Genomic DNA, 24,728 nt, shown 5'->3' with positions numbered 1-24,728 from the left:
TTTCTGCAGAAACGTCACTGCACCTTCTCTGTTCGCCAGCATCCGCCTGACTTGCCCCATCAGTACGAACCCACCCACGCCGGTGGTCTGCGACATTCTGTCGCAGGCGGTCCGCCCTCGGGCGTCGGATAATCAACGCAAATCCTGAGACGCTCACGCCACTGCCTGGAGTCGCCATGGTCTTCGACATGCCTGCCTGGCGCGCCGAGAGAACCTTCCGGTCATGAGAATCAATGCTCATCGAGTACTCGCCGCTGCGACCACCTTCGCCCTGGCGCCCACGCCTACTTTCGCCCAGGACAGCGAGGCGACGGTCGTCGTCACCGGCGAGCGCATTCTCGACACGAAATCGGAGATCGCCGGTCGATTGGCGTTGAGCAACCGTGAGCTTCCCGCCATCGTCGATGCGGTGACTCAGCAGGACTTCCACGTGCAAGGCGTGCGAACCACGTTGGAGGCCATGAATGCCGCGCCGGGCCTGAACTCGGGCAACTTGCCTGGCTCGGTCGGAGCCGCATCGATGCGCGGCTTTCATCGCGCCATCAACTACCTTTACGACGGCGTGCGCATGGCGAATTCGGATGTGGGCATGCGTAACTGGGACTCATGGACCTTCGAGCGCGTCGAAGTGATCAAGGGACCGGCGTCGGTAACCTCCGGCGAAGGCGCCCTGGCGGGCGCGATCAACTTCGTTCCTCGCCGCCCGAATTTGGATGGAGTGCACGGCGAGCTCTTCGCGAGCTACGGCAGCCAGGAGACGGGACGATTGGCCGGTGATCTCAACTTACCCATCGGCGAGCAAGTCGCCTTGCGCGGCGACGTGTGGTACTCACGGTCGGCAGGCTGGGTGAACGATACTGATTCAGAAACAATCGCAGGTACCATCGCCGTCCTGCTCCAACCCAGTGAAGACCTGTCGATCACATTCTCGGTGGACCGCCTCGAGGACGACTTCGACACGGCCTACTACGGGACGCCGCTCGTGTCGGCTGCGGTCGCTCACAATCCTTCCGATCTCGTCTCGGGCAGCAGCGGCCTGGTCCTCGATGAATCCATGCGCGACTTGAATTTCAATGTCGAGGACGGGGACATGGGCTCCGAGACGACGTGGCTGCGCGCTCGGGCGGAATATCGACTCACGGACAAGTGGCGCATTGTCAGCGATTCCAGTTACTACCAAGCCGACCGTCGCTGGCGGGACGCCGACGAGTACACGTTCAATGCAGCCAGTGGATTGATCAACCGGGGCGCCTCGCTGATCACGCACGACCATGAGTACTGGAACGAGCGTGTGCACGTTGCATTCGACGGCACCATGTTCGGCCATCGCAATCGCTTCACCGCCGGAGTGGAGGTCGGCGAGACCGACTTCTTCACCGTGCGCCGTTTCGGCTCGGCCGGCGCTGTCGACCCATTCTCCCCTGCGCGCGGACGCTTTCTCCCGGATACGCCAACAAACTTTGCCACGCGCCAGGACGTGACCGCCGATGTGAAGGCACGATCCTTCTTTGCCGAAGATGCCTACAATCTCACTTCGGACTGGCTGCTCGTGGCTGGCGTGCGCCTGGATGAGTTCGAGCTGGATCGTCGAGTTCTCGATGCCACCTCGGGCGCTGCTTCCGCTTATGGACAGGACTATGACCCCGTCACCTGGCGCGTCGGCACCGTGTACAGCGTGCGCCCGGAAACACAGCTGTTCGCGCAATTCACCGGGGCCGCCCTGCCCGTCAGCGGTCTGCTGTTCTTGAGCGCGACGAATGCATCGTTCAAAGTATCGACGGGCGAGTCGTACGAAGTCGGCATCAAAACTTCGCTGGACAACAATCGCCTGCAGCTGACGGCATCGATATTCCGTATCACGCAGGACGATATCCTCACTCGCGACCCGACGAATCCGGCCTTAACCATTCAAGGCGGCAGGCAGATTTCTGAAGGCGGCGAGGTGTCGCTCACGCTCATGGCCACCGAGGAGATCAGCCTCGAGCTGAGCGGCACGCTGTTGAATGCCGAGTTCGAGGAGTTGATAGAGGCCGGCGGCGCGAACCGCTCTGGCAATCGGCCTCAGAACGTGCCGGAGAAGCTGGTGGATATCGTCGTCAGCTACGCACCGGGTGATCTGCCGCTCACCTTCACCGGCATCGTGCGCCACAATGGCGACTTCTTTACTTCCAACGCGAACGACGTGCGTGTCGACGGCTTCACGGTGCTCGACGCCGCAATTTCCTGGCGCGCGCCGCTAGGCATCATCACATTGCGCGGCCGAAATCTTACCGATGAGCTGTACGCCGACTGGTCCGGCTATGCCTCCGGCCTGGTGTTCCTCGGTGAGCCGCGCAGCGTCGAAGTGTCGCTCGCCAAGTCTTTCTGAAGACGCTTCGTCATCCTTGAGTTACCGGACTCGTCTTCGATGACCACCTCACAGAGCACCCAAGCCGAAAACCAGGCTCGCCTGCACCGAACGATCTTTCGTTTGCATTTCTATGCCGGATTGATCGTGGCGCCGTTCGTGCTGATCCTGTCGCTCACGGGCGCAATCTATCTGTTCGGGACCGAGATCGAGGATCTTGCTCATCCCGCATGGCGGTTCGCGCCTGAAGCGGGGCAACACCTGCCGCCCGAACGCCTCGTGCAAGGAGCGCTGCAGGCGTTTCCAGGTTCGAAGCCGACGCGTGTCGATTTACCCAGCGCGCCGAATCGGACCGCGATCGTATTCCTCACACCGCAGGAAGGTCGGCCTTTTCGTGTCTATGTCGATCCGGTCTCCGGCAAGGCGTTGGGCTCGTTTGTATATGAGAACACGCTGGTCGGATTCGCCGACCGCATGCACGGCACGCTGCTGCTCGGGCCGAATGGCGACCTGGTGGTCGAGATCGCCGCCTGCTGGGCCATCGTGCTGATCATTACCGGCCTGTACTTGTGGTGGCCGCGCACGTCGAACAAAGTTTCTGGCGTGTTCATTCCGCGGCTTCGCAAGGGCCGGCTGTTCTGGCGCGAGATTCACGCGGTGGGTGGCGTTTGGGCGTCCGGCCTGCTGCTGTTTCTCATCCTCACGGGACTGCCCTGGGCCACCGAATGGGGCGGCAATCTGAATCGCATGATGGCCAACGCCGGCATCGGCTATCCCGAGTCGTACCGAGCGCACGTCGATCACAGCGCCACGGCGTCAGCGGCGCCCCAAAGAACGCTTGTCGAGACCACGCCTGGCATTCCCTGGACACTGGAGCAGGCGCCGGCCCCACATTCTCAGCACGCAGGTCACATGCAGATCGACGTCGGACAGGCCGCGCGCAGCTTCGCTGAACAGGGACTCACGACCGGATATCGGTTGATATATCCGCGCGACGAACACGACGTGTTCACCGGATACACCTATCCTGACCGCCCCGAGGGTCAGCGCACGATTCATCTCGATCAGTACACCGGCGCTGTGCTGAATGATGTGAGTTTCGCTGACTACGGCATTGGCGCGAAGTCAGTCGAATGGGGCGTGCAGCTGCACATGGGGAACTATTTCGGCGTTCCGAATCAGCTGTTGATGCTGCTCGCCGCGCTCGGTGGCGCCCTGCTGTCGGTCACCGGCCCCATCATGTGGCTCAAGCGCCGCAGGACCGGGCTCGGCGCACCAGAGCCGCTCCGATCGGGGGGCGTCGTGTGGAGTGTGACCGCCTTGCTCATCGTACTCGGGTTGCTCTTCCCGGCCCTCGGAGTGACGGCGCTTTGTTTGTTTCTCATCGAGCGATTCGTGCTCAGGCGAATCACGCCGGTACGTGACTGGCTGGGACTGGCGCCCTAGCGCACGACCTCAGCAGCCAGTCGCATCAAAGCAAGATTCGCCTGCCCCGCTGCAACACTGCCACGTGCTCTATTCAAAGTCGAACGATACCCTGAACCGCAGATGTGCAATCTTCTCGCTCGTTGTTTGCTCGCTCTAGGCGCGCCGCTGTCACTCTTGGCCTGCACCGGCGATCAGCATGAAACACCTTTGCAGGTCGCAAGCGCCTGGGCGCGAGCCACGCCGCCCGGCGCCACCGTTGGTGCGATGTATTTCGACATAGAGAACCGGGGCAGCGCGGACAAGCTATTGCGCGTCGAAACGCCAGTATCCAGCCGGGCCGAACTTCACAACACCACGCATGCCGACGATCGCATGCAAATGCGCGCTGCGGAGGGCCTGGATATTCCGGCACGCGATATCGTCAAGCTGCAACCCGGAGGGCTGCACGTCATGTTGGTCGAGCTCAAGCAACCCTTGCGGGAGGGTGAGTCCGTACCGGCGACACTTATCTTCGCCAAGGCGCAGCCACTGTCGATCAACGTCCCAGTCGCGGCGATCGGGGCGCAAGGCGCACCGGGCACGGACGCTGTTGGACTTTCGCACCAGCATTAGAGCTTCTGATTGCAGTCGCTGCCGAAGGCCCGGGTGCTGCGGCAGGCAGTCGCCCCAGCAGCTTCGATGCTATCCGACGCACTCGCCGCCCGGTTTGCGTTCGGGCCCCGGCCGCTTGGCAAGCTTGCGTTGAAGAGAGCGGCGATGCATGCCCAGCAGGCGCGCCGCGGCCGAGATATTTCCTTGTGTTTCGCTCAACGCCTGCTGAATGTGCTCCCACTCCACGCGGGCCAGCGGCACCATGGTACTCTCCGGCGCGGACTCGGTTTCAGGCTCATCGTTCAGCGCGCGCACGATGGCTTCCCCGGTCACAGGCTTTGTCAGATAGTTGTCGGCGCCCCGTTTGATCGCTTCGACTGCAGTGGCGATGCTCGCATAGCCCGTCACTAGCAGAATCCTCATGTCTTCGCGCACCGCTTTGAGCGGTTCGATCAGAACGAGGCCGGAGTCTTTGCCCAATCGCAGGTCGATCAGTGCGAACGCCGGGCGATGTTTCTGCGCGGCCGCGACCGCATCGGCCACGCTGGTCGCCAGCACCGCCTCGAAGCCGCGCTTCTGCAAGGAACGCTGTAGCGTACGCAGATATAACTCATCGTCATCGACGAGCAGACCGGAACCGGCGACGCCAGTTGCTTCCTTATTCATGCCTCGAGCACCGCAGGCAGCTCGAAGGACACAACCACGCCTGGGCCATCCGAGGCTGCCTGCATGGAGAGGGTTCCACCCAAACGTTCCACCGTTGCATGCGAAAGCGCCAGCCCGATGCCCATGCCCCCTGGCTTGTTGGTGCGAAACAAGGTAGCCGGCAACATGGGTTGCGCGTGCTCGAAGCCGACGCCGTAGTCCCTGATCGATACCCGCAGCGCCCGCCGCTCCACTTCCACATGCAGATCGACACGGTTCGAGCCCGCCTGCTCGCCGGCATCCGCCGCGTTGTTGAGCAGCGCCAGTACCAGGTGGCCGATGGCGGGATCGACCCGTTCCAGCCCCGCGGTCGAGCCCGTGCGACGCAGATCGACCACGGGCCGGATCAGCAGCCAACGCTCGATCACCCGCTCGAGATCGACACTCGATGCAGGCGTTCCGAACCGGCCCGCCTCGGCCGGCGTCGCCAGCTCTCGGACGCGATCGCGACATACCAGGAGCAGCGACCTCATCGTTGTGTACTCTTCGCGTTGCGCATCCGTCGTGGCCTCGCTCGCGAGATCCTCCACCATCAGCGTCAACGTTCCCAGGGGTGTGTTCAGCTCATGCGCCACCGAGGCGGCATGCGTCGCCAACGCAATGATGCCCTCGTTGCGAGTGAACTGCTCCCGCAGCCGCGCGACTTCGCGCTCGCTTTTTCTCCAAGCAGCCGCGATGCGCGTGAAGAAAATCAAAACCACCGCGACAGAAACGGCGAAGGTCACCATCATGCCGGCCTTGTGGATGCTGAAAGCGTCGCTGAACACGCCATGCACATGCGGCAGCTCACGGGCTAACAGCGCTGACGCGCAGTATCCCGCCATGCTCGCCGCCGCCGTTGCCCAGACCCAGCGACTCGGCAGGGCGAGAATCGAAAGCGCGATCGGCAACAGGAACAGCGACGAAAATGGATTCTCGACACCCCCGCTCCAAGCCACCATCCAGGTCAGCAGCAACACATCGATCAGAATGTGCGAGAACAGCGCCGCGGCGCTCACCTCCCCCGCTCCTCGCGCCCGCCAGGTTGCATAGACGTTGAACAAAGCCAGCGCGCCGATGCCCGCCCAGAGCGGCGTCTCCGGCAACTCCACCCCCAGCGGGCCGGTGACGATCAGGACAGTCACCGCTTGGCCAGCCACCGCCAGCCACCGCAGGTTCGCCAGCAGTCTGATAAAGGAGAGTGAGGCCCGGTTATCCACGGTTGGTAATGTAACCAGTGCGGCAAAGTGCTGGGTGCGACAAGTTGTCGCACCCTGCCGGGACGGGTCGATGCCCTCAAATCGCCGTGATCGCGGCCGGCGCCGCAGTTGCTCCAAGACGCGAATGGGCCCTGTTAGTTGTCGGCGAACCGATGTGCCCCTCCCGCACCGGTTCGCCGGTGACGCGCGGTCCTAGCAAAGCGTCAGCGAAGTTGTGAATCCCGGAGCGTGCGCGACAGCCATATCGCTGCCGCACCGATCAATACGATCAGGTAAGCAATCGCCACCCCCACGCGACCGAAACTCCTCGGCTCCTCGAACGTGAATCTCGGTAACGACGCGACCTCCTCGGGCGACAGCATTCGATCCAGGAACAGCCGATCCCGAAGCTGCTCGCGCCACCGCGCCGCGAACTCGTTTGCCTGGTTGACGAATGTCTCGTGGCGAGTGCCGTCCGTGCCGGCCACGTGTGTCAGGCTCAAATACAACAGCATGGGCGGAGAGATCCAGGACAGAGCAGCCGCCCATGCGCCCTGCTCACGCCGCACTTGCGTGTACCGCGCCATGACAGGCGCAAGCTGTGCCTCCGTTTCACGGTGCGCGACGAAGGAGGAACGTGCGAAGCCGCTGCGGCTCGCACCGGATAACTCGGGGTGATCCGTGAGATACCGATCCAGCAGTTCCGATGTTCGCTGTTGCAAACCGAGTTGCACCTCACGCATTGTGATGACCTGGCTGAGCCTCGATGGCACCGGCGCCATTCGCTCCACCGTGAGAGTCACCAGGGCCGGCAACAGCACGACGAAGCCGAGCCACAGCAGCAGCAAGATGGCAGCCGAGGACTGAGCCGTGCTGGCGCGAACACTTACCAGTGCACCGACCACGCTCCACAGCACCAGATACAAGCACACGACGAGCCACCAGGAAGCGATCACGCCGATATTCGCGCCGAGAAATCCGGCCGCCACGGCGCCTGCAGTGATGATCAGCAACGGCAGGCAAGCCCTGATTGCCAGGCGGCGCGCGATCAACTGGCCCAACGACCCCGCCTGGGCGCGCAGCAGACCGAGACGAGCTGCATCACGTTCCGATGCGAGCAGATCGTGCGTCAACGCAATCACCAGCAATGGAAACAGCACGATCGTGACCCAGGTGAGGTCCAGCGTGCCGAGCGCAGCGGACAATGCACTCCCCGTCTCCGTGTTCTTGAACAGCGTATCTGCCCGGGTGTTGGAGTTGATGCTCGCGGACACCGGCCGCTGCATGGCATCGCCCACGGCGACGATCACGCCCGGCGCCGGCGGCAAACTGGCATCCATGAATTGGCCGGCGGGCGCTCCCGGTGGATTGAAGCTTTCCTGACGCTGCAACCGGACGTTCTCCTGCTCCCGAGCATTGAGTCGCTCGGCTTCAGCTCGCGCCGTCGTGAAGGAGCTTGTCCATCGCTGCTGTTCCTGCACGCCCACCCACAAGGCGAATGCGGTCAGCAGCACGAACACAGCAAGGACGCTGCGGATCAAGCCACTGCGCGTCAGCTGCGCGACTTCCAACCTTGCCACCGAACTCATGCGAGCGCCCCTTCTCGAACCAGTCCACGCACAGCGACGGTCAGGGCGACTATCGACAGCACGATCCAAGCCAACAGCAATAAAGCATCCGGCAGGTAGTCAGCACCCAACTCGCGGAACGTCGGCGTTCGATATGAAAACACCGGAGTCTGTCGCCACGTCAGCGCATCGGCCTGATAGTCGGAATCCTTGCCCTTGGCGTTCTGGGTCACGTTCCCGTTGAGATAGCGCTGTAACTCCCGGCGGTAATTCTCCGCCGCCTGCACATAGTGGGAGTGATGCTGGGCGTCCGTGCCGGCGATGCCCGAGGACAGTCCCCGAAGTGCGATCCAAGGCGACACGAGCGAGGCGAGGCGCAGTACGGTGCGTTGCCGCTCTTCGGCTGCCCGCAATTGCGTGTAGAAATGGTCGAACACCTCATTGCCGTGTTCTTCGCCCGCCTGCAAGGCGATGCCGGCGAAGCTGACTGGAAGATCTTCGACGCGAGTCACGCCGTACTCGGCCAGTGTCTTTTCCAGCAATGCCTTCTCGCGGGCATCGGCAGGGTCGTGGCCGCTGACGCCCTGACGCAACGCTGCGCGCACATCGCGCCAGAACTGGCCGGCGTCCGCGCTCGGCGCGGCCCGTTCGGCAACGACAGCTGCGACACGGGGAATAACCAGCGCCATCACCACCCAGCCACACAGCAGTGCGAGCAGCGCACTACGTGCGGTGCGTGCCTTGGCGGAGACCGCCAACGTCAAAGCGCACAGCATGATCAAATACGCCGCATACGCGAGCACCAGCATCACTGAACGAGCCCTCTCATCCGAGCTGTCGGCGATTGCAACGAGCGCGAGTGACGGCAGCCACAGCGCCGCCGCGACGGTCAGCAGAGAGAAGAACTTGCCGCCCGCCCACGCTCGCAGCGAAGCACCATTGGCGAGCACGAGCTTCAGCGTGTGGCGCTCGCGTTCCCGAGCGATGAGCGCATACCCCAGAAAGATCAGCAGCAAGGGCGCCAGATACTGCAGGACGAAGGCAGCCGAAAGGTTTGAAATCAGGGTCGGCGCCACCTGGTCGTCGATGGCGCGGTACGCGGCGGTGTTTTGGTAATGCGCCTCCATCCACAACGCCGTGCCCAACCATGGCGTGAGGCCGGGATCGAACAAGCTGATCGCGCCGGCGGGCTTGAACGCATACTGACCGAAGTGGGCCACGGAATGTGGATTGCGGGCGCCTTGCCGTTCCCAGATGCTGCGATCGGCCTTGACCGCCTCACGAACATTGCTGTCATAGCGCGCCTGCTGAGCGGAGCCCACCGCCAGCGTGGTGGCGAACAACGCAAGCAATGTAAGCAACGCGACTCGAACGCGGCCATCGCGAAGCATTTGCCGGAGCTCGCTGCGTGTCGTGAGCATCCAGTTGTTCATGCGCGCATCAGGTCCAGATAGACCTGCTCCAGCTCGTTGTGCGTCAACTCGGTCGTGTCTCGCTGAGCAAGCATCCGCCCAGCGCGCATGATGCCCACTCTCGCGCCGATATCCCGGGCGCGCATCAGATCATGGGTCGCGAGCAGAATGGCGGTCCCTCGCTCCTTCAGCGCAATCAACAGCGAGCAGAACTCGTTGGCCGCCTTCGGGTCCAGCCCCGACAGCGGCTCATCGAGCAGCAAGGCTTTCGCTTGCTTGGCGAGCGCGACGGCAATGCCCACCTTTTGGCGCATGCCTTTGGAATATTCGCCGAGGCGTCGTCCCGCGTCGGCCGAGGACAAGCCGGCCTGAGTGAAGTAGCCCATCAGATCGTCCCGGGAGTACCGCCTGCCGTTGGAGATCTGCACGAAGTACTCGAGATTCTCCAGCCCCGTGAGCAACGGATAAAGGTTCACCTGCTCCGGGATGTAAGCGAGCAAAGCCCGGGCCGCATGCGGATCGGCCGCCGGATCGACACCGCCAACGCGCACTGTGCCGGAGGTTGGCGTGTGAAAGCCCAGCATCAGGTTGATGGTGGTGGTCTTGCCGGCGCCGTTCGCGCCGAGCAGGCAGAAAATCTCCCCGCCGCCGACTCTCAGATCCAGGGCATCCAGCGCCAGGCGCTCGCCAAAGCGCTTGGTCAGTTGCTGACATTCGAGCATCGATGAATTCCTCTTCAAGGGTCTTGACCGCTGTTTTCTTCCACGCCGATCGACGCGGCGCGCCTGCCAACAAGAACTGGCTGTATCCGAGATCAGAACTTCGCTTCCATCTCGATGCCCACGATACGTGGCGCGTCCAGCGGGCCGTAGAAGTTGCCATCGGTACCGAAGGCGAGATTCTCGACCGCCAGGCCGCTCATGCGCCGCTCGTTGCTCAGGTTTTCGCCGAACAGGCGAACCGAATATCGCTGTCGCTCGAGGCCCACTTGCAGACCAAACATTGCGACCGCCGGCTGTACCGCGCGGCCGCGAGCTTCCAGTGACATCTCTCCGGTGCCCGTCGCTTCTGCCCGAACGTAATAGCCGCTCGGCCATGCATATCTCATGGCCAGCAAGCTGTCGTATTCGGGAACGAACTGAACGCGCTTGCCTCGTGCGTTGGTCGCGTCGTCGACCTGCAGATCGAGGTACTTGGCGTCCACGTAGCCAACATGGGCAATCAACGACAGCTCGGCGGTGACATCCCATTGGCCCTCCAGCTCGAAGCCGCGACTTCTGATCGAAGCGTCGGAACTGATGAAGTCGGAAGAGACCGGCCGCCCGTTGGCGTCGCTCGCGACCTGAATGTCCTGCCAATTGTCCGAAGTGATGTAAAACACCGCGCCCGAGGTGCGCAGACCGGGGCGGCGCCAGTGAAAGCCCAACTCGCGGCTCCACAGCGTTTCCTTGTCATAGAGCAGAATGTTCGGATCGGTGAAGCCCGCCTGGACCGCCGCAAGGTTGAAACCGCCCGGCACCCAACCTTGCGCCATCGAGCCGTACCACGTCAGGTCGTCGCTCGCCTCATAGCGCAAGGCGATGCGGGGCAGAACCACTTCGAAATCAGCGGACAGATCGGCGTTCGGATACGCAATCACCGAGCCGAAACCCAGATCGAGCGTGCCCTCCCTTTGCAGCGTGCTGCGTTCGGCGTGGTCATAACGCAACCCGGCGCTGACTTTCAGCTTCGGCAGGCTGGGTACCGCGTAAGTTGCCGTACCGAACGCGCTGTAGTCCCTGCCTTCGGCTTCCTGCCACGGCGCATACGCGTAGGAGCGAAGGTTTCCCGCGCCGAGAAACGATCCCTTGGTGTTGCTCTTGAACTCGTCGTAGACGGCGACGCCGAACATGTACTCGAACATTTCGCCACTCGGCGAGGAGTAGCGCAGTTCGGCGTTCCAGAACTCATCGCCATCTTTCTCCGCGCCGGCGACGATGGGCGATGCGGTCAGATCGAAATCCAATCCGCGCGAGTCGGATCTCTCCCGGCGGTAGGACGCGGCGGCGTCGATCTTTCCCGAATCCAGCAGATACGTGAGGCTGGCCCCGAGCACCGTCTCATGTTCATCGTGATGCTTGGGCGCGTCGTTGAGCGAAGTGAACTTGTCCGCTCGTCGCCCGTCGTTGAACATGCTTGCGTAAGTGGCGTTGTAAAGCCCCAGATCTTTCGGGAGGTACTCGTAGCTGAACATTCCAGGCGCATCGGTCTGCAGGTAATAGGCCAACGCCGAAAGCGTCAGCCGATCGTTCGGCGTCCAGCGGATGCGCCCTTGCAGGAATCCTTCCCGGATCTCGCCCGGTTCGCCGATGGATGAAGTCAGGGTTCTCGTGAACGCGTCTTCTTTCGAGGCAACGAAGGACAGTGAACCCGAAAGAGTATCGCCAAGGATCGGGCCGGTCAGGAACCCGTCGGTCTCCAGGCCCGAGCCGGACGAAAAATCCGTCGCCGTCAGTCGCAACTGCGCCTGCGACTCATCGCCCGGCGCCTTGGTGCGCACCACGATCACGCCCGATTCGCTATTGGCGCCATACAGTGTCGCTTGCGGTCCGCGCAGTACCTCGATCGACTCGACCTGATTGAGTACGGCATTGCTCAGTTCCCTGAAGGGGATCCCGTCGATATAAACAGCCGCGCGGTTGATGATGAAGGGATTTGACTCCACGCCGCGGATCGTCACGAACATGCCGCCGAGCTGGCCTTTCTCGTTGAACGCCACATTGGGCACGAGATCATCGATGCGACGTACGTCGCGCAGGCGCGCCTGCTGGATAGCGTCCTCATCCAGCACCGTCATGGACACGTCGGTGTCCTGAAGCGTGGCGTCGCGCTTGGTTCCCGTGACGACCACCTCCTCCACCGTGTTGGCGTTCTGTGCGAGTACCGCAAAAGGCGTCAGCAGTACCCAACCGAGCGCGCCCCGAAAACGCGGCGCGCCCGAATGGCTCGCCCCAGGTGATTTCACAGGGACCCTCATTGCCAGGTTTCCTTTCGGAAGCGCCACAGCGCCGAACGGGTGTCGAACTCGATCGCAGAGCGAGCGCCCAAGGCGATATCCGCGGCGCCCTCCCGATTCATCGCCACCGTCATCGACAGCAAGCCTTGCCGATGCGCGCTCGAGGCCAGCAGCGTCAACGTCAAGCCGGCACCTTGCAGCTCCAGTCCTTCGCCTCGCTCGGTGCGTCGGTAACCCACAGCCTGCAGCTGTCGCGCGATCTGCTGGCGAAGCTCTTCCGGAACGGCGATGGTGAGCGCGGTCACGTCCTGGAACAGGCGCTCCGGCCGGAAAAGCGGAGCAAGGAAGTCGGCGCGGGAGCCGCGGTTTTCATGTGCGGGCCGCTGCGGATACAGCCATGGCAGAAACTCAGAGCGGTAAGCGCTCGCCCACACAACGAGATGCGGATTGGCGCTCGTGCTGCGATGCTGGACGACCTCGTACCACGGCCGAGCCGGCGTCGCCCTCTTCCATTCCACGTTGTATCGGTCAGCGGCGGCGCCGAGGCTTGCGCTCCATGCAGCTTGCACCACATCCAGCAGCGGCAGCGCGTCCACGCCCAACGCAAGGCCAACCTTCCCTACCGGCTCGTTGAACGGGTTGCGTGGACCGAGCAACTCCACATAGGTCGTCTTGCCCCTGATGTAGAGCCGCTGACTATCTGCCTGGGGCGGCGCGAACGTCGGCAGACCCGTGTCGACGGACGCGAATTCCTTCAGCAACACTTCGCTATCGCGCGCGGCCGCAAATGTTTCTTCATCCAGAACCACGTACACATGGTTCAGGCCGACTTTGCCTTCGAGCGCTCCAGCGTCGCGCGGCAATTGCTCCGCTTCGCACACTGCGAAGGCCATCATGCACAGCCAGCCGAACCAGCTCGGACGAGCGGTCCTGCCGGGACGTCCGGTGCCTGCCGACGTGGAGTTGCTCAGTGGTGCAAGCAGCGTCATTTCCTGGCTCCAAAACGCCACGTCACACTGCCGGTCACCGTGCGCGGCGCACCTGGATACATCGGAATGAATGCGCCGCCGCTGTCGTAGTAAAACTCGTCGAACAGGTTCAGAACGTTCAACTGCGCGCGCAGCGGCCCCATGCCGGCATCGAATTCATACGCCAGATTAAAGTCCACACGCGTATAGGCCGGCAGATCGATGCTGTTGTCCGTATTGGCGGCGCGCCGGCCGATGTGCTGCGCTCCCAGGCCGATGCTGGCGCCCTTGAGCGCTCCGCTCAGGTCGTAAGTTGTCCACAGGCTCGCCGAATGTTCCGGAGCGTTCACCAGTTGCACGCCCGGGCTGACGAAGCTGTCCTCCAGCACTTCCGTGTCGAGAAAGGTGTAGTTGGCGATGACGCGCCACTGCGGGCTGATGATGGCAGGCGCTTCGAGCTCGACGCCGCGAGATCGGGAACGACCGATCTGAATCACAACGTCGAAGTCCTCTGGATCCGAAACGGCGACGTTGCGGCGCTCGATGTCGAACAGCGCGAAAGTCGGTGTCAGCCGCCCACCCAGAAGGCTCGTCTTAACGCCCGCCTCGAACGCTTCGCCGATCAGCGGCTTCGGCAACATGCCGTCACGCAGGCGTCCGACGTCGACTTGAGCGCGGAACGAACGCGACCAGCTGCCATAGATCGATACGGCGTCGTGAGGCGTCCAAGTGACACCCACGCGCGGACTGGCCGCGCCGCGGTCGGTCGTGTCGGACGATCCACCAACCAGGTGATCTTGATTTTCGAGCTCGTTCCAGTCGTAGCGCAGGCCGCCCAGTACACGGACCGGGCCGAGCTTCGCCTCGTCCTGCACATAGACTGCCACCGTGTCGCTGTTCCAATCGCCGTCGGATGTGCGCACGGTCGGCGTCGCTCGCTGTCCGTAGACCGGGTTGTGAAAATCGATGGGAAGATTCACCCCGAACGGCGTATTCAGCACGTCGAAACGCCAATGGTCATAACTGCGCTCGACACCGATCAGTGCCTTGTGCTCGAGGGTCCCGCTCGTGAAGCGCGCGTACAACTCCGCCTGAGCCGTCAGATCGCGTTGCCGATCCCACGCCAGGCTGGGACGACGATTGATCAGCGGCCGGTCGGGATCGGATCGGTTGACCGGCGGAAATCCGAAGGCGTAGTAGAAGGCATCTTTGGTGAAGTCCGAGTAGCCGAACGCGACACGGCCGGACAGCGCCGACGAAAACCGGTGATCGACAAACAGGCTGGCGAGGCCGCCATCGTTCTCATACAGTGCGTCGGGCTCGCCGAACTGACGTTCGCGGGGCGCTTGCAGAAACAAAGGATCGTTGGCGAAACCGCGATCGAAGTAGCCCCGCTTGTGCGCGTACTCGCCTTCCAGGGTCACTGTGGTATCGGCTCCCGCGCGCCATTGCACGACGGGCGCGATGAATGTATCGCGTGTAAAGGTGAAGTCCCGAAAACCGTCGCGCTCGTCGTGCGAGGCATTGACGCGCACGCCCAGGCTATCCGTTAGTGGCATCGAGGTATCCAGCATCACCCGGTGCTGGTCGAACGAACCGTACAGCGCACCGATCTCGAGGAATTGCGTGTCGAGCGGTTTCTTGGTGACGAAATTGACGGCGCCGCCCGGTTCGAAACGACCATAGAGAGCGGAGGCCGGCCCCTTGAGGACTTCGACCTGCTCGACATTCTGCAGCTGTTCGTCCGGCGCATACGCGGAGCGTCGCAAACCGTTCTTGAGATTGTAGGGGGTGATGAAACCGCGAATGTAGAAGCGGTCGTTCGATGCGCCGAAACCCACCTGCGGACTGAACCCTGGAACGTAGCGCAGCGCCTCACCGACGGTGGTGATGCCACGGTCGCGAATCAGCTCGTGCGTGACGACTTGAACCGAGAAGGGCGTCTCCTTGATGGACGTGTCGGACTTATTGGTCAGGGGCGCGACCGTCGCACGATAGCCCTGCTCACGCGTTCCGAGCACAACGACCTCTTCGTCGACCGAAGCTTCCAGCGGTATGTTTTCTTGGGCCTGAGCAGCCGACGCAAACGCAATCAGCCCGCATGCCGTGACATGACGCATCCTCTCTCCTCAATGTTTGTAATGGTTATAGGTCGCCCAAGGGCGCAACAGGCCGTTCGCACATCAGTGAACTGCTGAATCCGCCGCGTCAGACTCCGTCACCCGCCATTCCGGGAATGGATCAGGCAAAGACCGCCACGCGCGAATGCCCTCGGCCATTTCGGCATCGGTGAGCAGGCACGCATCCAGCCGGCGTCGCAGCGCCGCCTCGTCCATGCCGATGCCGATGATCGCGATCTCCTGACGCCGGTCGCCAAAGTTCGGATCCCAGTCCTCGATCGACTCGCGCGCCCGCTGACGATCCGCCTCGGGCGCGACCGCCCACCAGAAGCCGACGGCTTTGTGCTGAAGCATGCCGCCGGCCTGTGACACCTCTCCGACCCATTCCATGCGTGTCGCGAGCCAGAAGAATCCCTTGCTGCGCACGACGCCGGGCCAATCGCTATGAAATAGCTCCATGAGTCGCTGCGGATGAAAAGGCCGGCGGGCGCGATACACGAAATTCTTGATGCCGTACTCTTCGGATTCCGGTGTGTGCTCGCCGCGCAGTTCACGCGCCCAGCCGGGCGCGGCTTGCGCCTTCTCGAAGTCGAATGCGCCGGTGTTGAGGATCACTCCGAGCGGCACCCGTCCCCATTCGCTGCCGATGACGTTGGCAGTGGGGTTCAGGGCGCGCACCAGGGCGCGCGCCTGCCGCCTCTGCTCGGCCCCAAGGCGATCAAGTTTGTTCAACACGATCACATTCGCGAACTCGATCTGATCGGTAATGAGGTCTACCACCGCCCGCTCGTCCTGCACGCCCAACGACTCGCCGCGATCGCGCAACAGGTCGCTCGATGAGAAGTCATTCAGCAGTGAAGCAGCATCGACCACAGTGACCAGCGTATCCAGGGTGGCGAGGTCCGACAGGCTGTTGCCTTGCTCATCGCGCACCGCGAACGTCGCCGCGACCGGCATGGGCTCGGAGATGCCGGTGGATTCGATCAACAGGTAATCGAACCTCTGCTCCTCGGCGAGGCGTCGCACTTCGGCAAGCAAGTCGTCGCGCAAGGTGCAGCAGATGCAGCCGTTGGTGAACTCCACCAACTTCTCCTCCGTCCGCGACAGCTCCGCGCCGCCATCGCGCACGAGCACAGCGTCGATATTGATCTCGCTCATATCGTTGACGATGACCGCGACGCGCCGGCCTTCGCGATTGCGCAAGACGTGATTGAGCAAAGTGGTCTTGCCGGCGCCCAGAAAGCCGGACAGCACCGTCACCGGCAGGCGCCGGATGGATTCCTTGTTCATGACCTCACCCACGAGCGCGCCGCCATGGCGCGCACGGTTCGATGTTTCGAAAAACTTCGGTTGATGGAGCGAACGCGGATGCGGCCGAATAGCAAACCTAAGTCGCGCTGTGGCCAGCGCGACTCGTCAGCAATTCAGCACGATACCGCCCGGATCAGGCGTGGGGAGGTGCGCGACTACGGTAGGAACAGATGAGCTGCAGCCGCGGCTGAGGTAGAGCGGCAGTTTCTTGAATCCGCTCCGGCTGCAACTTGGGGATGGTGTGCGCCAATACAGCTGCGCTGGCGCCGGCCTGAAAGCCCGCGCACATCTCACAGAAATGCGAGGTCTGTCCTGAGACCTGAGCTTCGTGGCCGACGTGCAGGTGAGTGGCAAACTCGATCACCCATGCGACCAGCGCGACCACGGCGAACATCGCCGCCCAATTTCTCAGGCGGCGATTCCGTAGCAAGAAGTGCTGACGATCGCCTGGCATAGCGCGCATGTGTTGCGTCGAGTTGCGGAGAACTTACCACGCCGCACAGGGCCTCGGCCAGTGCCCGCTCGACAGCAAATATTCCGTGCGCCCGTTCGCATCCTGGTTCGTTCAACCATGAGCCGCCTGCCGCTTCTGCTCGCCACGCGCCGGTTGTAGCGCTGATTCAGCTTCGCGCTCGCGGCCGCGCTGTGCCTGGGATGCTGAGAGTCGGGCTTCGAGCAGCGCTTAGCGCATTGACCGGCGGAAATCTCCTGCCTCCAGGGATCTATTCCCGAACCGGTCCCGCCTCACTTGGTTGGGACGATACCAAAGGAGCAGGTGCGGGCGCTTGCGGCGCGCCGTGATAGAACCGCCGTTGAAAATACAGCGCCAGGTGGACGAGCCCGATCAACGCAGGAACCTCCACCAACGGGCCGATCACTGCTGCAAAGGCCACCTTTGAACCTATGCCAAACACAGCAATCGCGACGGCGATTGCGAGTTCGAAATTGTTTCCCGCGGCTGTGAACGCCACGGTGGCGCTGCGCTCATAGTCGGCGCCAAGACGGTAAGCCATGAAGAAGCTGAGTAAAAACATCAGCGCGAAATAGAGCATCAGCGGCACTGCGATCCGCAGCACGTCCAGCGGAATCTGGACAATGGCATCGCCCTTCAGAGCAAACATCACGACGATGGTGAACAACAGCGCGATCAACGTGATCGGAGAAACACGCGGCAGGAAGATGCTCGTATACCAGTCCTCTCCTTTCAATGCGACCAACAGGCGGCGGCTCAAGAATCCCGCGGCAAATGGGATGCCCAAGTAGATCAGGACACTCTTGAAGATGTCTCCCATGCTGACGTCGACTGCCGTGCCGCTCAGGCCAAGCCAGTCCGGCAGCACGGTCATGAAAACCCAGGCATACAGGCTGAATGTCAGGATCTGGAAGATGCTGTTCAGCGCGACGAGCGCGGCGCCGTACTCGCTGCTTCCCTTGGCAAGCTGGTTCCACACGAGCACCATCGCGATGCATCGTGCGATGCCAACGAGAATCAAGCCAGCCATGTACTCGGGAAAGTCATGCAGGAAGATGACCGCCAGCACGAACATCAGCGCAGGGCCGATGAGCCAGTTTTGCAGAAGGGAAAGGCGCACGATCTTCGTGTCGGCGAATACCCGCCCCAGCAGCTCGTAACGAACCTTCGCCAACGGCGGATACATCATGAGGATGAGCCCGATCGCGATCGGCACATTGGTCGTGCCAGCGTCGAACCGTTGAATGAGCGCGGGCGCACCTTCGAACCAATGGCCGATCGCGAGGCCGACGGCCATCGCAACGAAGATCCAGAGGGTCAGGTACCGATCCAGAAATGAGAGTTTGCGGGTGATGGCTTCAGCCATACGATTTACCAGGGACGATCACTCATGGCGGCGTTCGGGAAGTGGATTGGAAGCGGCAGATGTCGGATTCACTCAGCGGTGCTCCTGCCGATCTCGTCCACATGCTCCTTGGTGCGGACGCGATCGAGTGATGCAAGCGGCAAGCTGCAGAAGATCTTGATGCGGCTCTCCAGTTCGCGAAAGACCTTGTTGAACACCGCAAGCTTTTCGTCATCTGTGCCTTCGGCCGCCGCCGGGTCCTGCACTCCCCAATGCGCGGTAATCGGCTGGCCGGGCCATACTGGACAGACTTCGCCAGCTGCCTGATCACACACCGTGAATACGAAATCGAGCGGCGGAGCGTTCCGGCGCGCGAACTCATCCCAGCTCTTACTCCGCAGCCCAGCCGTTGGCAGCCCAACCTGCTGCAGAAACCGGAGGGTCAGGGGGTTGACCTCGCCCTTTGGGAAGCTGCCCGCGCTGTACCCGACGAATCTTCCAGCGCCCCAGCGATTGATCAGTACTTCGGCAAGAATGCTCCGGGCCGAGTTGCCAGTGCACAGAAAGAGCACGTTGTAGCGGGGCTGAGTCATGGCTTCACCATCGAGATTGCTGTGGACGGACACAGCGCACTGAACTGTGTCGTGGATTGCATCGCCGCAGGTGCTTCCGATCGCGCAACGACCCGATAGCCGAGTTCCCGGAAAAACGCATGGCCGTGGTCGTCAGCAGACCCGCGCTCATGCGCGGCGCCGACGCGCTACCGGAATCGGAACGCACGCGCTGTCGCACTCAGTGTCGGACAAGCTACAGCACTTCTCCGTGAGGAAATCGATCAATCCCCTCATGCGGTCAAAGTTAGCGCTGTAATAAAGAAAGCGACCTTCCCGACGCGCGCCAATCAGCTTGGCCCGCTGCAGCTCGCGCAGGTGAAACGACAGTGTGGGGGCGGGAATGCCGAGTTTCTCGATCAGATCGCCAGGGGAATAGCCTTCGGGCCCGCGTTTGACCAGCAGCCGAAATACCGCAAGGCGTGACTCCTGCGCCAAAGCGCCGAGTGCCAGGACTGCATCGTCGGATTTCATACTTCCAATTCTATGGAATTGTTTTTGACGAAACCACCCCGGCGATTTCCATGAAGCCGTAACCGGATCGTCATCTTCGTGCCTGGCGTGCCACCGGTCATGCACGCCAGGAACTTCGGACGGGGTCTCTTGATGTTTCAGCCCCTAACGGGCTACGTCGGGGCGCGGATCAGGCAGGAACCCGTCTTTGTTCGGCATGCGCACCTTTGGCAGCGTGCGCCGATCTAGGACAGTTCCTGGGGCGATGATCTGATTCTTCTCCAGGATCCAGGCAGTCACCGCGTAGACTTCATCTGCGGTGAGCACACCAGGAGTGGTGTACGGCATGGCTCGGCGGATGTAATCGAACGCGGTGGTCGCCGTCGGCCAGTAGCTGCCCACCGTGAGCACGGGCTGAGTCGATGACAGTGTGCCCTGACCACCTACCAGAGCGACGAAATCACCTCGCCCTTCACCCTCATCCCCGTGACAGGCCGCGCAGTGCGTTGCATAAACTGTTGCACCCTCCCGCGCTGAGCCTTTGCCCTCGGGCAGTCCTTCGCCGTTCGGCAGCACGGAAATGTTCAGTGCCGCGATCTGATCGGTGGTCAACGGTTCGCCCAGGCCGTATCGGATTGCACCGTCGATCGACGATTGCGGTGCTGGATCGGCGGCGGCCACTGTCGCCACAAGGAACAACAGGAACGTGCGTCCCCTAAACATGGGTCACCATGCCTTCACGGGTGATCTTCCAAGGCTTCATTCCATTGTAGTGGTTGAAGCCATCAGGCCCTTCCTTCATGCCGCGCGCAGCTACGATTGCTTCCCGCGTTGGTTGGACGTAGCCGGTCTCGTCTCTGGATCGAGAGACCAGCACTGCTTCTTGCCCATCCCAGCGCCACGGCAAGCGGAACCGCGTAAAGGCTTTGCTCAGTACTGGTGCCTGTAGCTCCGCTTGTCGCCACGTGCGCCCGCCATCAGTCGAGACATCGACTTGCTCGATGCGCCCGCGACCAGACCACGCTAGACCCGATATTTCCAGCCAACCGCGGCCTTCGACCTGCTGGCCGCCGGACGGCGACGTGATCACTGAGTTGGACTCCATTTCGAAGCTGAAAGCGCGAGCCTTGCCGTCAGGCATCAGATCCGTGTAGCTCGCAGCTTCGTCGCGCGTCATCATGGGTTGATCGATGACGTGCAGCCGATGCAGCCATTTGACACTGACGTTGCCTTCCCATCCCGGCACCAGCAGCCGCAATGGATAGCCCTGCTCGGGTCGAAGCGCTTCGCCATTCTGTCCGTAGGCGACTAGAACGTCCTCCAGCGCTTTCGCCAGCGGAATGCTTCGAGCGTGTCGGGACGCGTCCGCTCCTTCGGCGAGGACCCATCGAGCGGCGGGTTTGAGGCCCACCTCCCTAAGCAATGTACTCAGCCGAACACCGGTCCATTCGCTGCAACTGACGAGTCCATGACTTTGCTGGACCGTGGCGCCAGAGTTGCCCCGATGCTCGCGCCCCGCATTACCGCCGCACTCGATGAAATGTATGCGGGACACCGATGGCAGCCGTTTCAACAAGCTCATCGTGAATCGCTGAGGTCGCTCCACGAGCCCATGGATTGCAAGCTCGTGGGTTGCCGGATCGATGGTGGGTACGCCGGAATGGTGCCGCTCGAAATGCAGGGCTGACGGCGTAATGATTCCAAACTGATCCTGAAGGGGCGAACGACTCGCTCCGGTCATGGGCGTAGAAGATGCAGGCGGAAACAGGCGAGCGGAGCGCTCGAACTGCGATCTTTCGCCGTACTCTCGCCTCGCTGCCCCCAGCGTGCGCATTTCTTCTGCACTGACTGCCGCAGGGATCGCCGCGATTGCCATCGAACCGGCTCCAACGAAGGAGCGCCTTGTGAGTTGCTTGGCGTGCATATTGTCCACTGCTGTTTTCATCGCCCCAATCCCGTGACTGCCTGGTTTAGCTGCACACGCTTTGCCAACTCCGCAGCGCTCTCCTTGCGCTCGCTATACCGGTCGACCAGATAACTGGAAACGCCCCTCGTCAACAAGGTGAACTTCATCAGCTCCTCGGTAACGTCCACAACTCGTTCGTACAGCGCGGACGGCTTCATGCGGCCGTGCTCATCGAATTCTTGGAATGCTTTCGGCACCGACGATTGATTTGGAATGGTGAGCATGCGCATCCATCGACCAAGCACGCGCATCTGGTTCACCGCGTTGAAGGACTGAGATCCACCTGACACCTGCATGACAGCGAGCGTCTTGCCTTGCGTCGGACGCACGGCTCCGGAGTTCAGAGGGATCCAATCGATCTGTGCTTTCATGATTCCCGACATCGCTCCATGTCGCTCGGGAGAACTCCAGACCATGCCCTCGCACCAGTCTGCCAGCTGCCGTAGTTCCTGAACCTTCGGATGAGTGTCGGGAGCGTCGTCGGGCAGTGGCAAGCCGGAAGGGTTGAAGAAGCGCACCTCCGCTCCATAGGCCACCAGCAATCGGCCCGCCTCCTCCGCAAGAAAGCGACTGAACGAGCGCTGGCGCGTGGACCCGTACAGCACCAGGAGTCGCGGAGCGTGCTGCATTTGTCGTGGCTGCAACCGCGAGAGATCTGGAACTTGAAAGTGCTCTCGCACGATGTTTGGAAGCTTAGTGGCCACGCCAGTACAGCAACCTGCCGTTGCTACCGGGCTGGCTTCGCTCGACGAACACCCGCAACCCTGACTTCCCGAAGCTTTCGCTTCCTCGTCCTTTGCACAGCATGCGCCACTGTTGGCGGTGGCAGGTCCGCCGCAACATGGAGCAGCTGCAGCCGGCGAGGAGCTGTCCCGCTTGGCGGGCAAGGGCACATCAGAGCCGTTGAGAGTCATCATCCCACTCCATCGTAGTTCGTCGAATTACGAATATCGGCAACAAAGGATCAGAGCGCGGCGATCAATTCCTTCAACTCATCTAACCGCTCGGCATTGACGCAATAGCAGGTGCGCGTGTTGTCGTCAGATCCAAGGATCAGGCCAGCCTCCTTCAACACGGACACGTGCTGAGAAATCGTCGAGGGCGCCAGCGGCAAGATGTCAGTGAGCTTGCCGAAGTAGCAGGTGCCATAGTCGGCAAGATAGTTCAGCAATTTCACGCGTGCCGGATGCGCCAATGCCTTGCACAAGCTCGCGAGCGTCTCCTCATCCAGCTTGCGGCGGGACGGGGATCGCTTCGGGGCCCTGCATTGCGCGGCATTGGAACTCAAGCGAGCAACTCATTCGTAATTCGACGAATTAAGAATATCCCAGGCGTTCTCCGCCGTCAACGCAGGCACATCGCAGTTGAATGGTTGCGGCGGAAGTTATGGGCCAGCGGCGTGCGCTTATGTCTGCGCGTGCGAAGCAAAGATCGACCCGAGCGTCGAACGCTCAGCATCGAGCGATATCAGCAGCAGTCCGCTGTGGTTGAAGGAAGTGCTGCCAACGGACCTGCAGGCGGATCGGCAGCGATGCAGTCGAGCATCATCGGGGGGAATGATGAAAGCCAAGCTGAGCACTGGCTGGCGGGTTTGCCAGCAGAGCCACCGCGCAGGACGCGCGAGTGGCTTGAGAATCTCACAAAGGACTGGCGGAGCGGACGGGACTCGAACCCGCCGGAGGCGTAAGTAGATCAATAAGTTGTTGATCCGTCGCTGATCGAAATCCCCTCAGACACCCCACTCTCCCCCGATTTGCCACCAGATTTGCCACCAAGGTTGCTCCTTGGTGGCACTCGACTCAGCTTCAAATGCGACTCGCCGCGGCTTGTTCTTGAATGGCAGTTTGACGGGGGTATGCCGAACGAGTCGTGTGCATACACCCGCTTCGTCCTCCGCAGCCTGCACGTTCTGCTAGGCGCGTTCTTTTCAGAACGGCCGAAGATGGAGTATGCCAAGCTGTGGACCCGTCGAGCCAACAGCGTGACGGGCCGATGTCCTGGGCCGTTCCCGGTTGGCTCAATAGGCGCTCGATGCACGGCTAACATGCCCGATAACGATGGATTGGATCTGGGAAACTAAAGCACCGTTTCTCTCAGAGACTTGCAACGAATAAAAAACGCTTGTCCCCATTTTGTCGGCCCCACTTCGAATCTAGTGAATTTCCCTGAGCGGGTTGGAAAGGAGGAGCAGCATTTTGCCACCGGCCTGTTGGTCGTAGACGTAAAGCGAGTTACGTCGACTCCATTTCGGGAGCAATGTTGACTCGTGTGTGGAGCTTCGCATCGGGAAACCTCGACCGTGTGGTTATGTTCTTTCCGCATCCCTCTGAAATGTTGTCCGAAGCACGGTGGTGTACGAAGATGCAGCTCGCTCTGTAGCCTTTCCCATGGTGCCGCTGCTTACGCGCCAGACCCCTACCTCCCCGTGCAGCGAGGCGACGAGTAGGGAGACCAGCGCGAAGATCTTTGGGCCAAACGGAATGAGTATCGGATTGTAGATTTGCTTGAGCAGTTCCACGAGCGAGTTCACCTCGCGAAAGAGCGATGCCGGATTCATGACGTCGTAAAGAATCTTCCGGCCATCCACGTGAATCATATCGAAGAGTGATTGGTTCGCCGTATCAACGCTGGTCGAATACTCATCAATCGGGCCACGCGGAATAAAGGCCCAAGCGGCATTGTTTATCTCCAAGTGATCGACAATCCCAATGGCACGGCTCTGTTCGTAACCTAGCCCGATTAATGCCGCCGGCGGCCTCTCTGGATAAGTAGTCCATCCAGCAAACTCTGGAATCACTGGCTCGGCGACGCTTGTCGGCGCTTCATCGAGTGACGGCGCCGAGTATTCAGCCAGGTTATATGCAAACATGACGTCGATGACGTTAGCCGTCGAGCTATTCAACGCGTTCACTAAGTGTGCGAGCCTGACTCGGTTCATGCAGGAGACATCCACGACAACCATCGGTGTTGCTGTCGCCACGCACGCGTCGGATATTGCTTGTTGAATGTGTAAATCAAACTCAGTATCCGATACGTCCCGAACAACAAATCCTTGACTCTGAAACCATGCCTTGTTCTGTTCGTAGTACAGTTCGTGCTGCGAGTCGAACCCAAATGCCAACTTCCGCCTCGCGAGAGTGGAAGCCCTGCTTGCGACGTGAATCGCTCGACTCTCGTAGCCGCAAGCACAAAGCAACAAATCGACGCTTGCGGGGATGTTCTCGAACTGCTGAGTGCTGGCAGTTTTGAGCGGCATGA

21 protein-coding genes are annotated in these 24,728 nt (G+C 61.5%); 3 read left to right on the top strand and 18 right to left on the bottom strand.

Translation table 11 applies throughout. From position 1 onward, the window contains the following. Positions 1 to 223 precede the first annotated feature (223 nt). The 3 genes from JM946_RS14345 to JM946_RS14335 all read left to right on the top strand — a co-directional run bounded on the left by JM946_RS14345 (position 224) and on the right by JM946_RS14335 (position 4,387). Positions 224 to 2,368: a TonB-dependent receptor gene (locus JM946_RS14345; protein WP_203167981.1), complete on the top strand. Its 2,145-nt coding sequence runs from the start codon at positions 224 to 226 to the stop codon at positions 2,366 to 2,368. Between the two features lie 39 nt (positions 2,369 to 2,407). Next, positions 2,408 to 3,793, top strand: coding sequence for a PepSY-associated TM helix domain-containing protein (locus tag JM946_RS14340; RefSeq protein ID WP_203167980.1), 1,386 nt, complete (start codon positions 2,408 to 2,410; stop codon positions 3,791 to 3,793). 102 nt (positions 3,794 to 3,895) lie between these two features. Continuing rightward, on the top strand, positions 3,896 to 4,387 hold the full coding sequence (locus JM946_RS14335; RefSeq protein ID WP_203167979.1) for a copper chaperone PCu(A)C: 492 nt from the start codon (positions 3,896 to 3,898) through the stop codon (positions 4,385 to 4,387). 69 nt (positions 4,388 to 4,456) lie between these two features. Here JM946_RS14335 and JM946_RS14330 read toward each other — a convergent pair whose 3' ends face one another. The 18 genes from JM946_RS14330 to JM946_RS14245 form a co-directional block, all read right to left on the bottom strand. After that, a complete protein-coding gene (locus JM946_RS14330; protein ID WP_203167978.1) occupies positions 4,457 to 5,032 on the bottom strand; it encodes a response regulator transcription factor in 576 nt (191 codons plus the stop codon). Beyond that, positions 5,029 to 6,270: an ATP-binding protein gene (locus tag JM946_RS31265; protein ID WP_218042857.1), complete on the bottom strand. Its 1,242-nt coding sequence runs from the start codon at positions 6,268 to 6,270 to the stop codon at positions 5,029 to 5,031. The genes JM946_RS14330 and JM946_RS31265 overlap by 4 nt, the downstream gene beginning before the upstream one ends. A gap of 203 nt (positions 6,271 to 6,473) precedes the next feature. Beyond that, positions 6,474 to 7,838, bottom strand: a complete 1,365-nt coding sequence (locus JM946_RS14320; RefSeq protein ID WP_203167976.1) for a DUF3526 domain-containing protein — start codon at positions 7,836 to 7,838, stop codon at positions 6,474 to 6,476. After that, positions 7,835 to 9,250, bottom strand: coding sequence for an ABC transporter permease (locus JM946_RS14315; protein WP_203167975.1), 1,416 nt, complete (start codon positions 9,248 to 9,250; stop codon positions 7,835 to 7,837). Before JM946_RS14315 ends, JM946_RS14320 begins: the two co-directional genes overlap by 4 nt. Beyond that, the gene (locus JM946_RS14310; protein WP_203167974.1) at positions 9,247 to 9,951 is read right to left on the bottom strand and encodes an ABC transporter ATP-binding protein; all 705 of its coding nucleotides are present in this window, start codon (positions 9,949 to 9,951) and stop codon (positions 9,247 to 9,249) included. Before JM946_RS14310 ends, JM946_RS14315 begins: the two co-directional genes overlap by 4 nt. Before the next feature lie 92 nt (positions 9,952 to 10,043). Beyond that, positions 10,044 to 12,233, bottom strand: coding sequence for a TonB-dependent receptor (locus JM946_RS14305; protein WP_203167973.1), 2,190 nt, complete (start codon positions 12,231 to 12,233; stop codon positions 10,044 to 10,046). 8 nt (positions 12,234 to 12,241) lie between these two features. Then, positions 12,242 to 13,213: a DUF5829 family protein gene (locus JM946_RS14300; protein WP_203167972.1), complete on the bottom strand. Its 972-nt coding sequence runs from the start codon at positions 13,211 to 13,213 to the stop codon at positions 12,242 to 12,244. Further along, a complete protein-coding gene (locus JM946_RS14295) occupies positions 13,210 to 15,312 on the bottom strand; it encodes a TonB-dependent siderophore receptor (protein WP_203167971.1) in 2,103 nt (700 codons plus the stop codon). Before JM946_RS14295 ends, JM946_RS14300 begins: the two co-directional genes overlap by 4 nt. A gap of 63 nt (positions 15,313 to 15,375) precedes the next feature. Continuing rightward, positions 15,376 to 16,587 carry a zinc metallochaperone GTPase ZigA gene (gene zigA, locus JM946_RS14290; protein ID WP_203168613.1) on the bottom strand — a complete coding sequence of 404 codons (1,212 nt, stop codon included), beginning with the start codon at positions 16,585 to 16,587 and terminating at the stop codon, positions 15,376 to 15,378. Between the two features lie 169 nt (positions 16,588 to 16,756). After that, positions 16,757 to 17,086 (bottom strand): DUF2607 family protein, encoded by a 330-nt coding sequence (locus JM946_RS14285; RefSeq protein WP_203167970.1) that lies wholly within the window; start codon positions 17,084 to 17,086, stop codon positions 16,757 to 16,759. 259 nt (positions 17,087 to 17,345) lie between these two features. Then, entirely contained in the window at positions 17,346 to 18,461 is a 1,116-nt protein-coding gene (arsB, locus tag JM946_RS14280) for an ACR3 family arsenite efflux transporter (protein WP_203167969.1), read from the bottom strand. Between the two features lie 68 nt (positions 18,462 to 18,529). After that, positions 18,530 to 19,033 carry an arsenate reductase ArsC gene (locus JM946_RS14275; protein WP_203167968.1) on the bottom strand — a complete coding sequence of 168 codons (504 nt, stop codon included), beginning with the start codon at positions 19,031 to 19,033 and terminating at the stop codon, positions 18,530 to 18,532. A 147-nt stretch (positions 19,034 to 19,180) separates the two neighbouring features. Next, entirely contained in the window at positions 19,181 to 19,525 is a 345-nt protein-coding gene (locus JM946_RS14270; protein ID WP_203167967.1) for an ArsR/SmtB family transcription factor, read from the bottom strand. Between the two features lie 144 nt (positions 19,526 to 19,669). After that, positions 19,670 to 20,185: a c-type cytochrome gene (locus JM946_RS14265; protein ID WP_203167966.1), complete on the bottom strand. Its 516-nt coding sequence runs from the start codon at positions 20,183 to 20,185 to the stop codon at positions 19,670 to 19,672. A 34-nt stretch (positions 20,186 to 20,219) separates the two neighbouring features. Beyond that, positions 20,220 to 21,338 carry a sulfite dehydrogenase gene (soxC, locus tag JM946_RS14260; protein WP_230979750.1) on the bottom strand — a complete coding sequence of 373 codons (1,119 nt, stop codon included), beginning with the start codon at positions 21,336 to 21,338 and terminating at the stop codon, positions 20,220 to 20,222. Positions 21,339 to 21,445: 107 nt separating this feature from the next. After that, complete coding sequence (gene arsH / locus JM946_RS14255) at positions 21,446 to 22,174, bottom strand: arsenical resistance protein ArsH (protein WP_407700549.1); 729 nt, start codon at positions 22,172 to 22,174, stop codon at positions 21,446 to 21,448. 260 nt (positions 22,175 to 22,434) lie between these two features. After that, positions 22,435 to 22,758, bottom strand: coding sequence for an ArsR/SmtB family transcription factor (locus JM946_RS14250; protein WP_203167964.1), 324 nt, complete (start codon positions 22,756 to 22,758; stop codon positions 22,435 to 22,437). A 1,017-nt stretch (positions 22,759 to 23,775) separates the two neighbouring features. After that, positions 23,776 to 24,726, bottom strand: coding sequence for a hypothetical protein (locus JM946_RS14245; protein WP_203167963.1), 951 nt, complete (start codon positions 24,724 to 24,726; stop codon positions 23,776 to 23,778). Positions 24,727 to 24,728: the final 2 nt, after the last annotated feature.

It is taken from the genome of Steroidobacter gossypii (assembly GCF_016801985.1).
Classification (GTDB): Bacteria; Pseudomonadota; Gammaproteobacteria; order Steroidobacterales; family Steroidobacteraceae; genus Steroidobacter; species Steroidobacter gossypii.
The sequence above is the reverse complement of the archived record's forward strand: the minus strand, read 5'-3'. Positions and strand labels throughout refer to the sequence as shown.

What these genes read in the sequence shown, in the direction of transcription:
- JM946_RS14345 (WP_203167981.1), top strand. Translation starts at nt 224, where the DNA reads ATGAGAATCAATGCTCATCGAGTACTCGCCGCTGCGACCACCTTCGCC.
- JM946_RS14340 (WP_203167980.1), top strand. Translation starts at nt 2,408, where the DNA reads ATGACCACCTCACAGAGCACCCAAGCCGAAAACCAGGCTCGCCTGCAC.
- JM946_RS14335 (WP_203167979.1), top strand. Translation starts at nt 3,896, where the DNA reads ATGTGCAATCTTCTCGCTCGTTGTTTGCTCGCTCTAGGCGCGCCGCTG.
- JM946_RS14330 (WP_203167978.1), bottom strand. Translation starts at nt 5,032, where the DNA reads ATGAATAAGGAAGCAACTGGCGTCGCCGGTTCCGGTCTGCTCGTCGAT.
- JM946_RS14320 (WP_203167976.1), bottom strand. Translation starts at nt 7,838, where the DNA reads ATGAGTTCGGTGGCAAGGTTGGAAGTCGCGCAGCTGACGCGCAGTGGC.
- JM946_RS14315 (WP_203167975.1), bottom strand. Translation starts at nt 9,250, where the DNA reads ATGAACAACTGGATGCTCACGACACGCAGCGAGCTCCGGCAAATGCTT.
- JM946_RS14310 (WP_203167974.1), bottom strand. Translation starts at nt 9,951, where the DNA reads ATGCTCGAATGTCAGCAACTGACCAAGCGCTTTGGCGAGCGCCTGGCG.
- JM946_RS14300 (WP_203167972.1), bottom strand. Translation starts at nt 13,213, where the DNA reads ATGACGCTGCTTGCACCACTGAGCAACTCCACGTCGGCAGGCACCGGA.
- JM946_RS14295 (WP_203167971.1), bottom strand. Translation starts at nt 15,312, where the DNA reads ATGCGTCATGTCACGGCATGCGGGCTGATTGCGTTTGCGTCGGCTGCT.
- JM946_RS14285 (WP_203167970.1), bottom strand. Translation starts at nt 17,086, where the DNA reads ATGCGCGCTATGCCAGGCGATCGTCAGCACTTCTTGCTACGGAATCGC.
- arsB (WP_203167969.1), bottom strand. Translation starts at nt 18,461, where the DNA reads ATGGCTGAAGCCATCACCCGCAAACTCTCATTTCTGGATCGGTACCTG.
- JM946_RS14275 (WP_203167968.1), bottom strand. Translation starts at nt 19,033, where the DNA reads ATGACTCAGCCCCGCTACAACGTGCTCTTTCTGTGCACTGGCAACTCG.
- JM946_RS14270 (WP_203167967.1), bottom strand. Translation starts at nt 19,525, where the DNA reads ATGAAATCCGACGATGCAGTCCTGGCACTCGGCGCTTTGGCGCAGGAG.
- soxC (WP_230979750.1), bottom strand. Translation starts at nt 21,338, where the DNA reads ATGCGCACGCTGGGGGCAGCGAGGCGAGAGTACGGCGAAAGATCGCAG.
- JM946_RS14245 (WP_203167963.1), bottom strand. Translation starts at nt 24,726, where the DNA reads ATGCCGCTCAAAACTGCCAGCACTCAGCAGTTCGAGAACATCCCCGCA.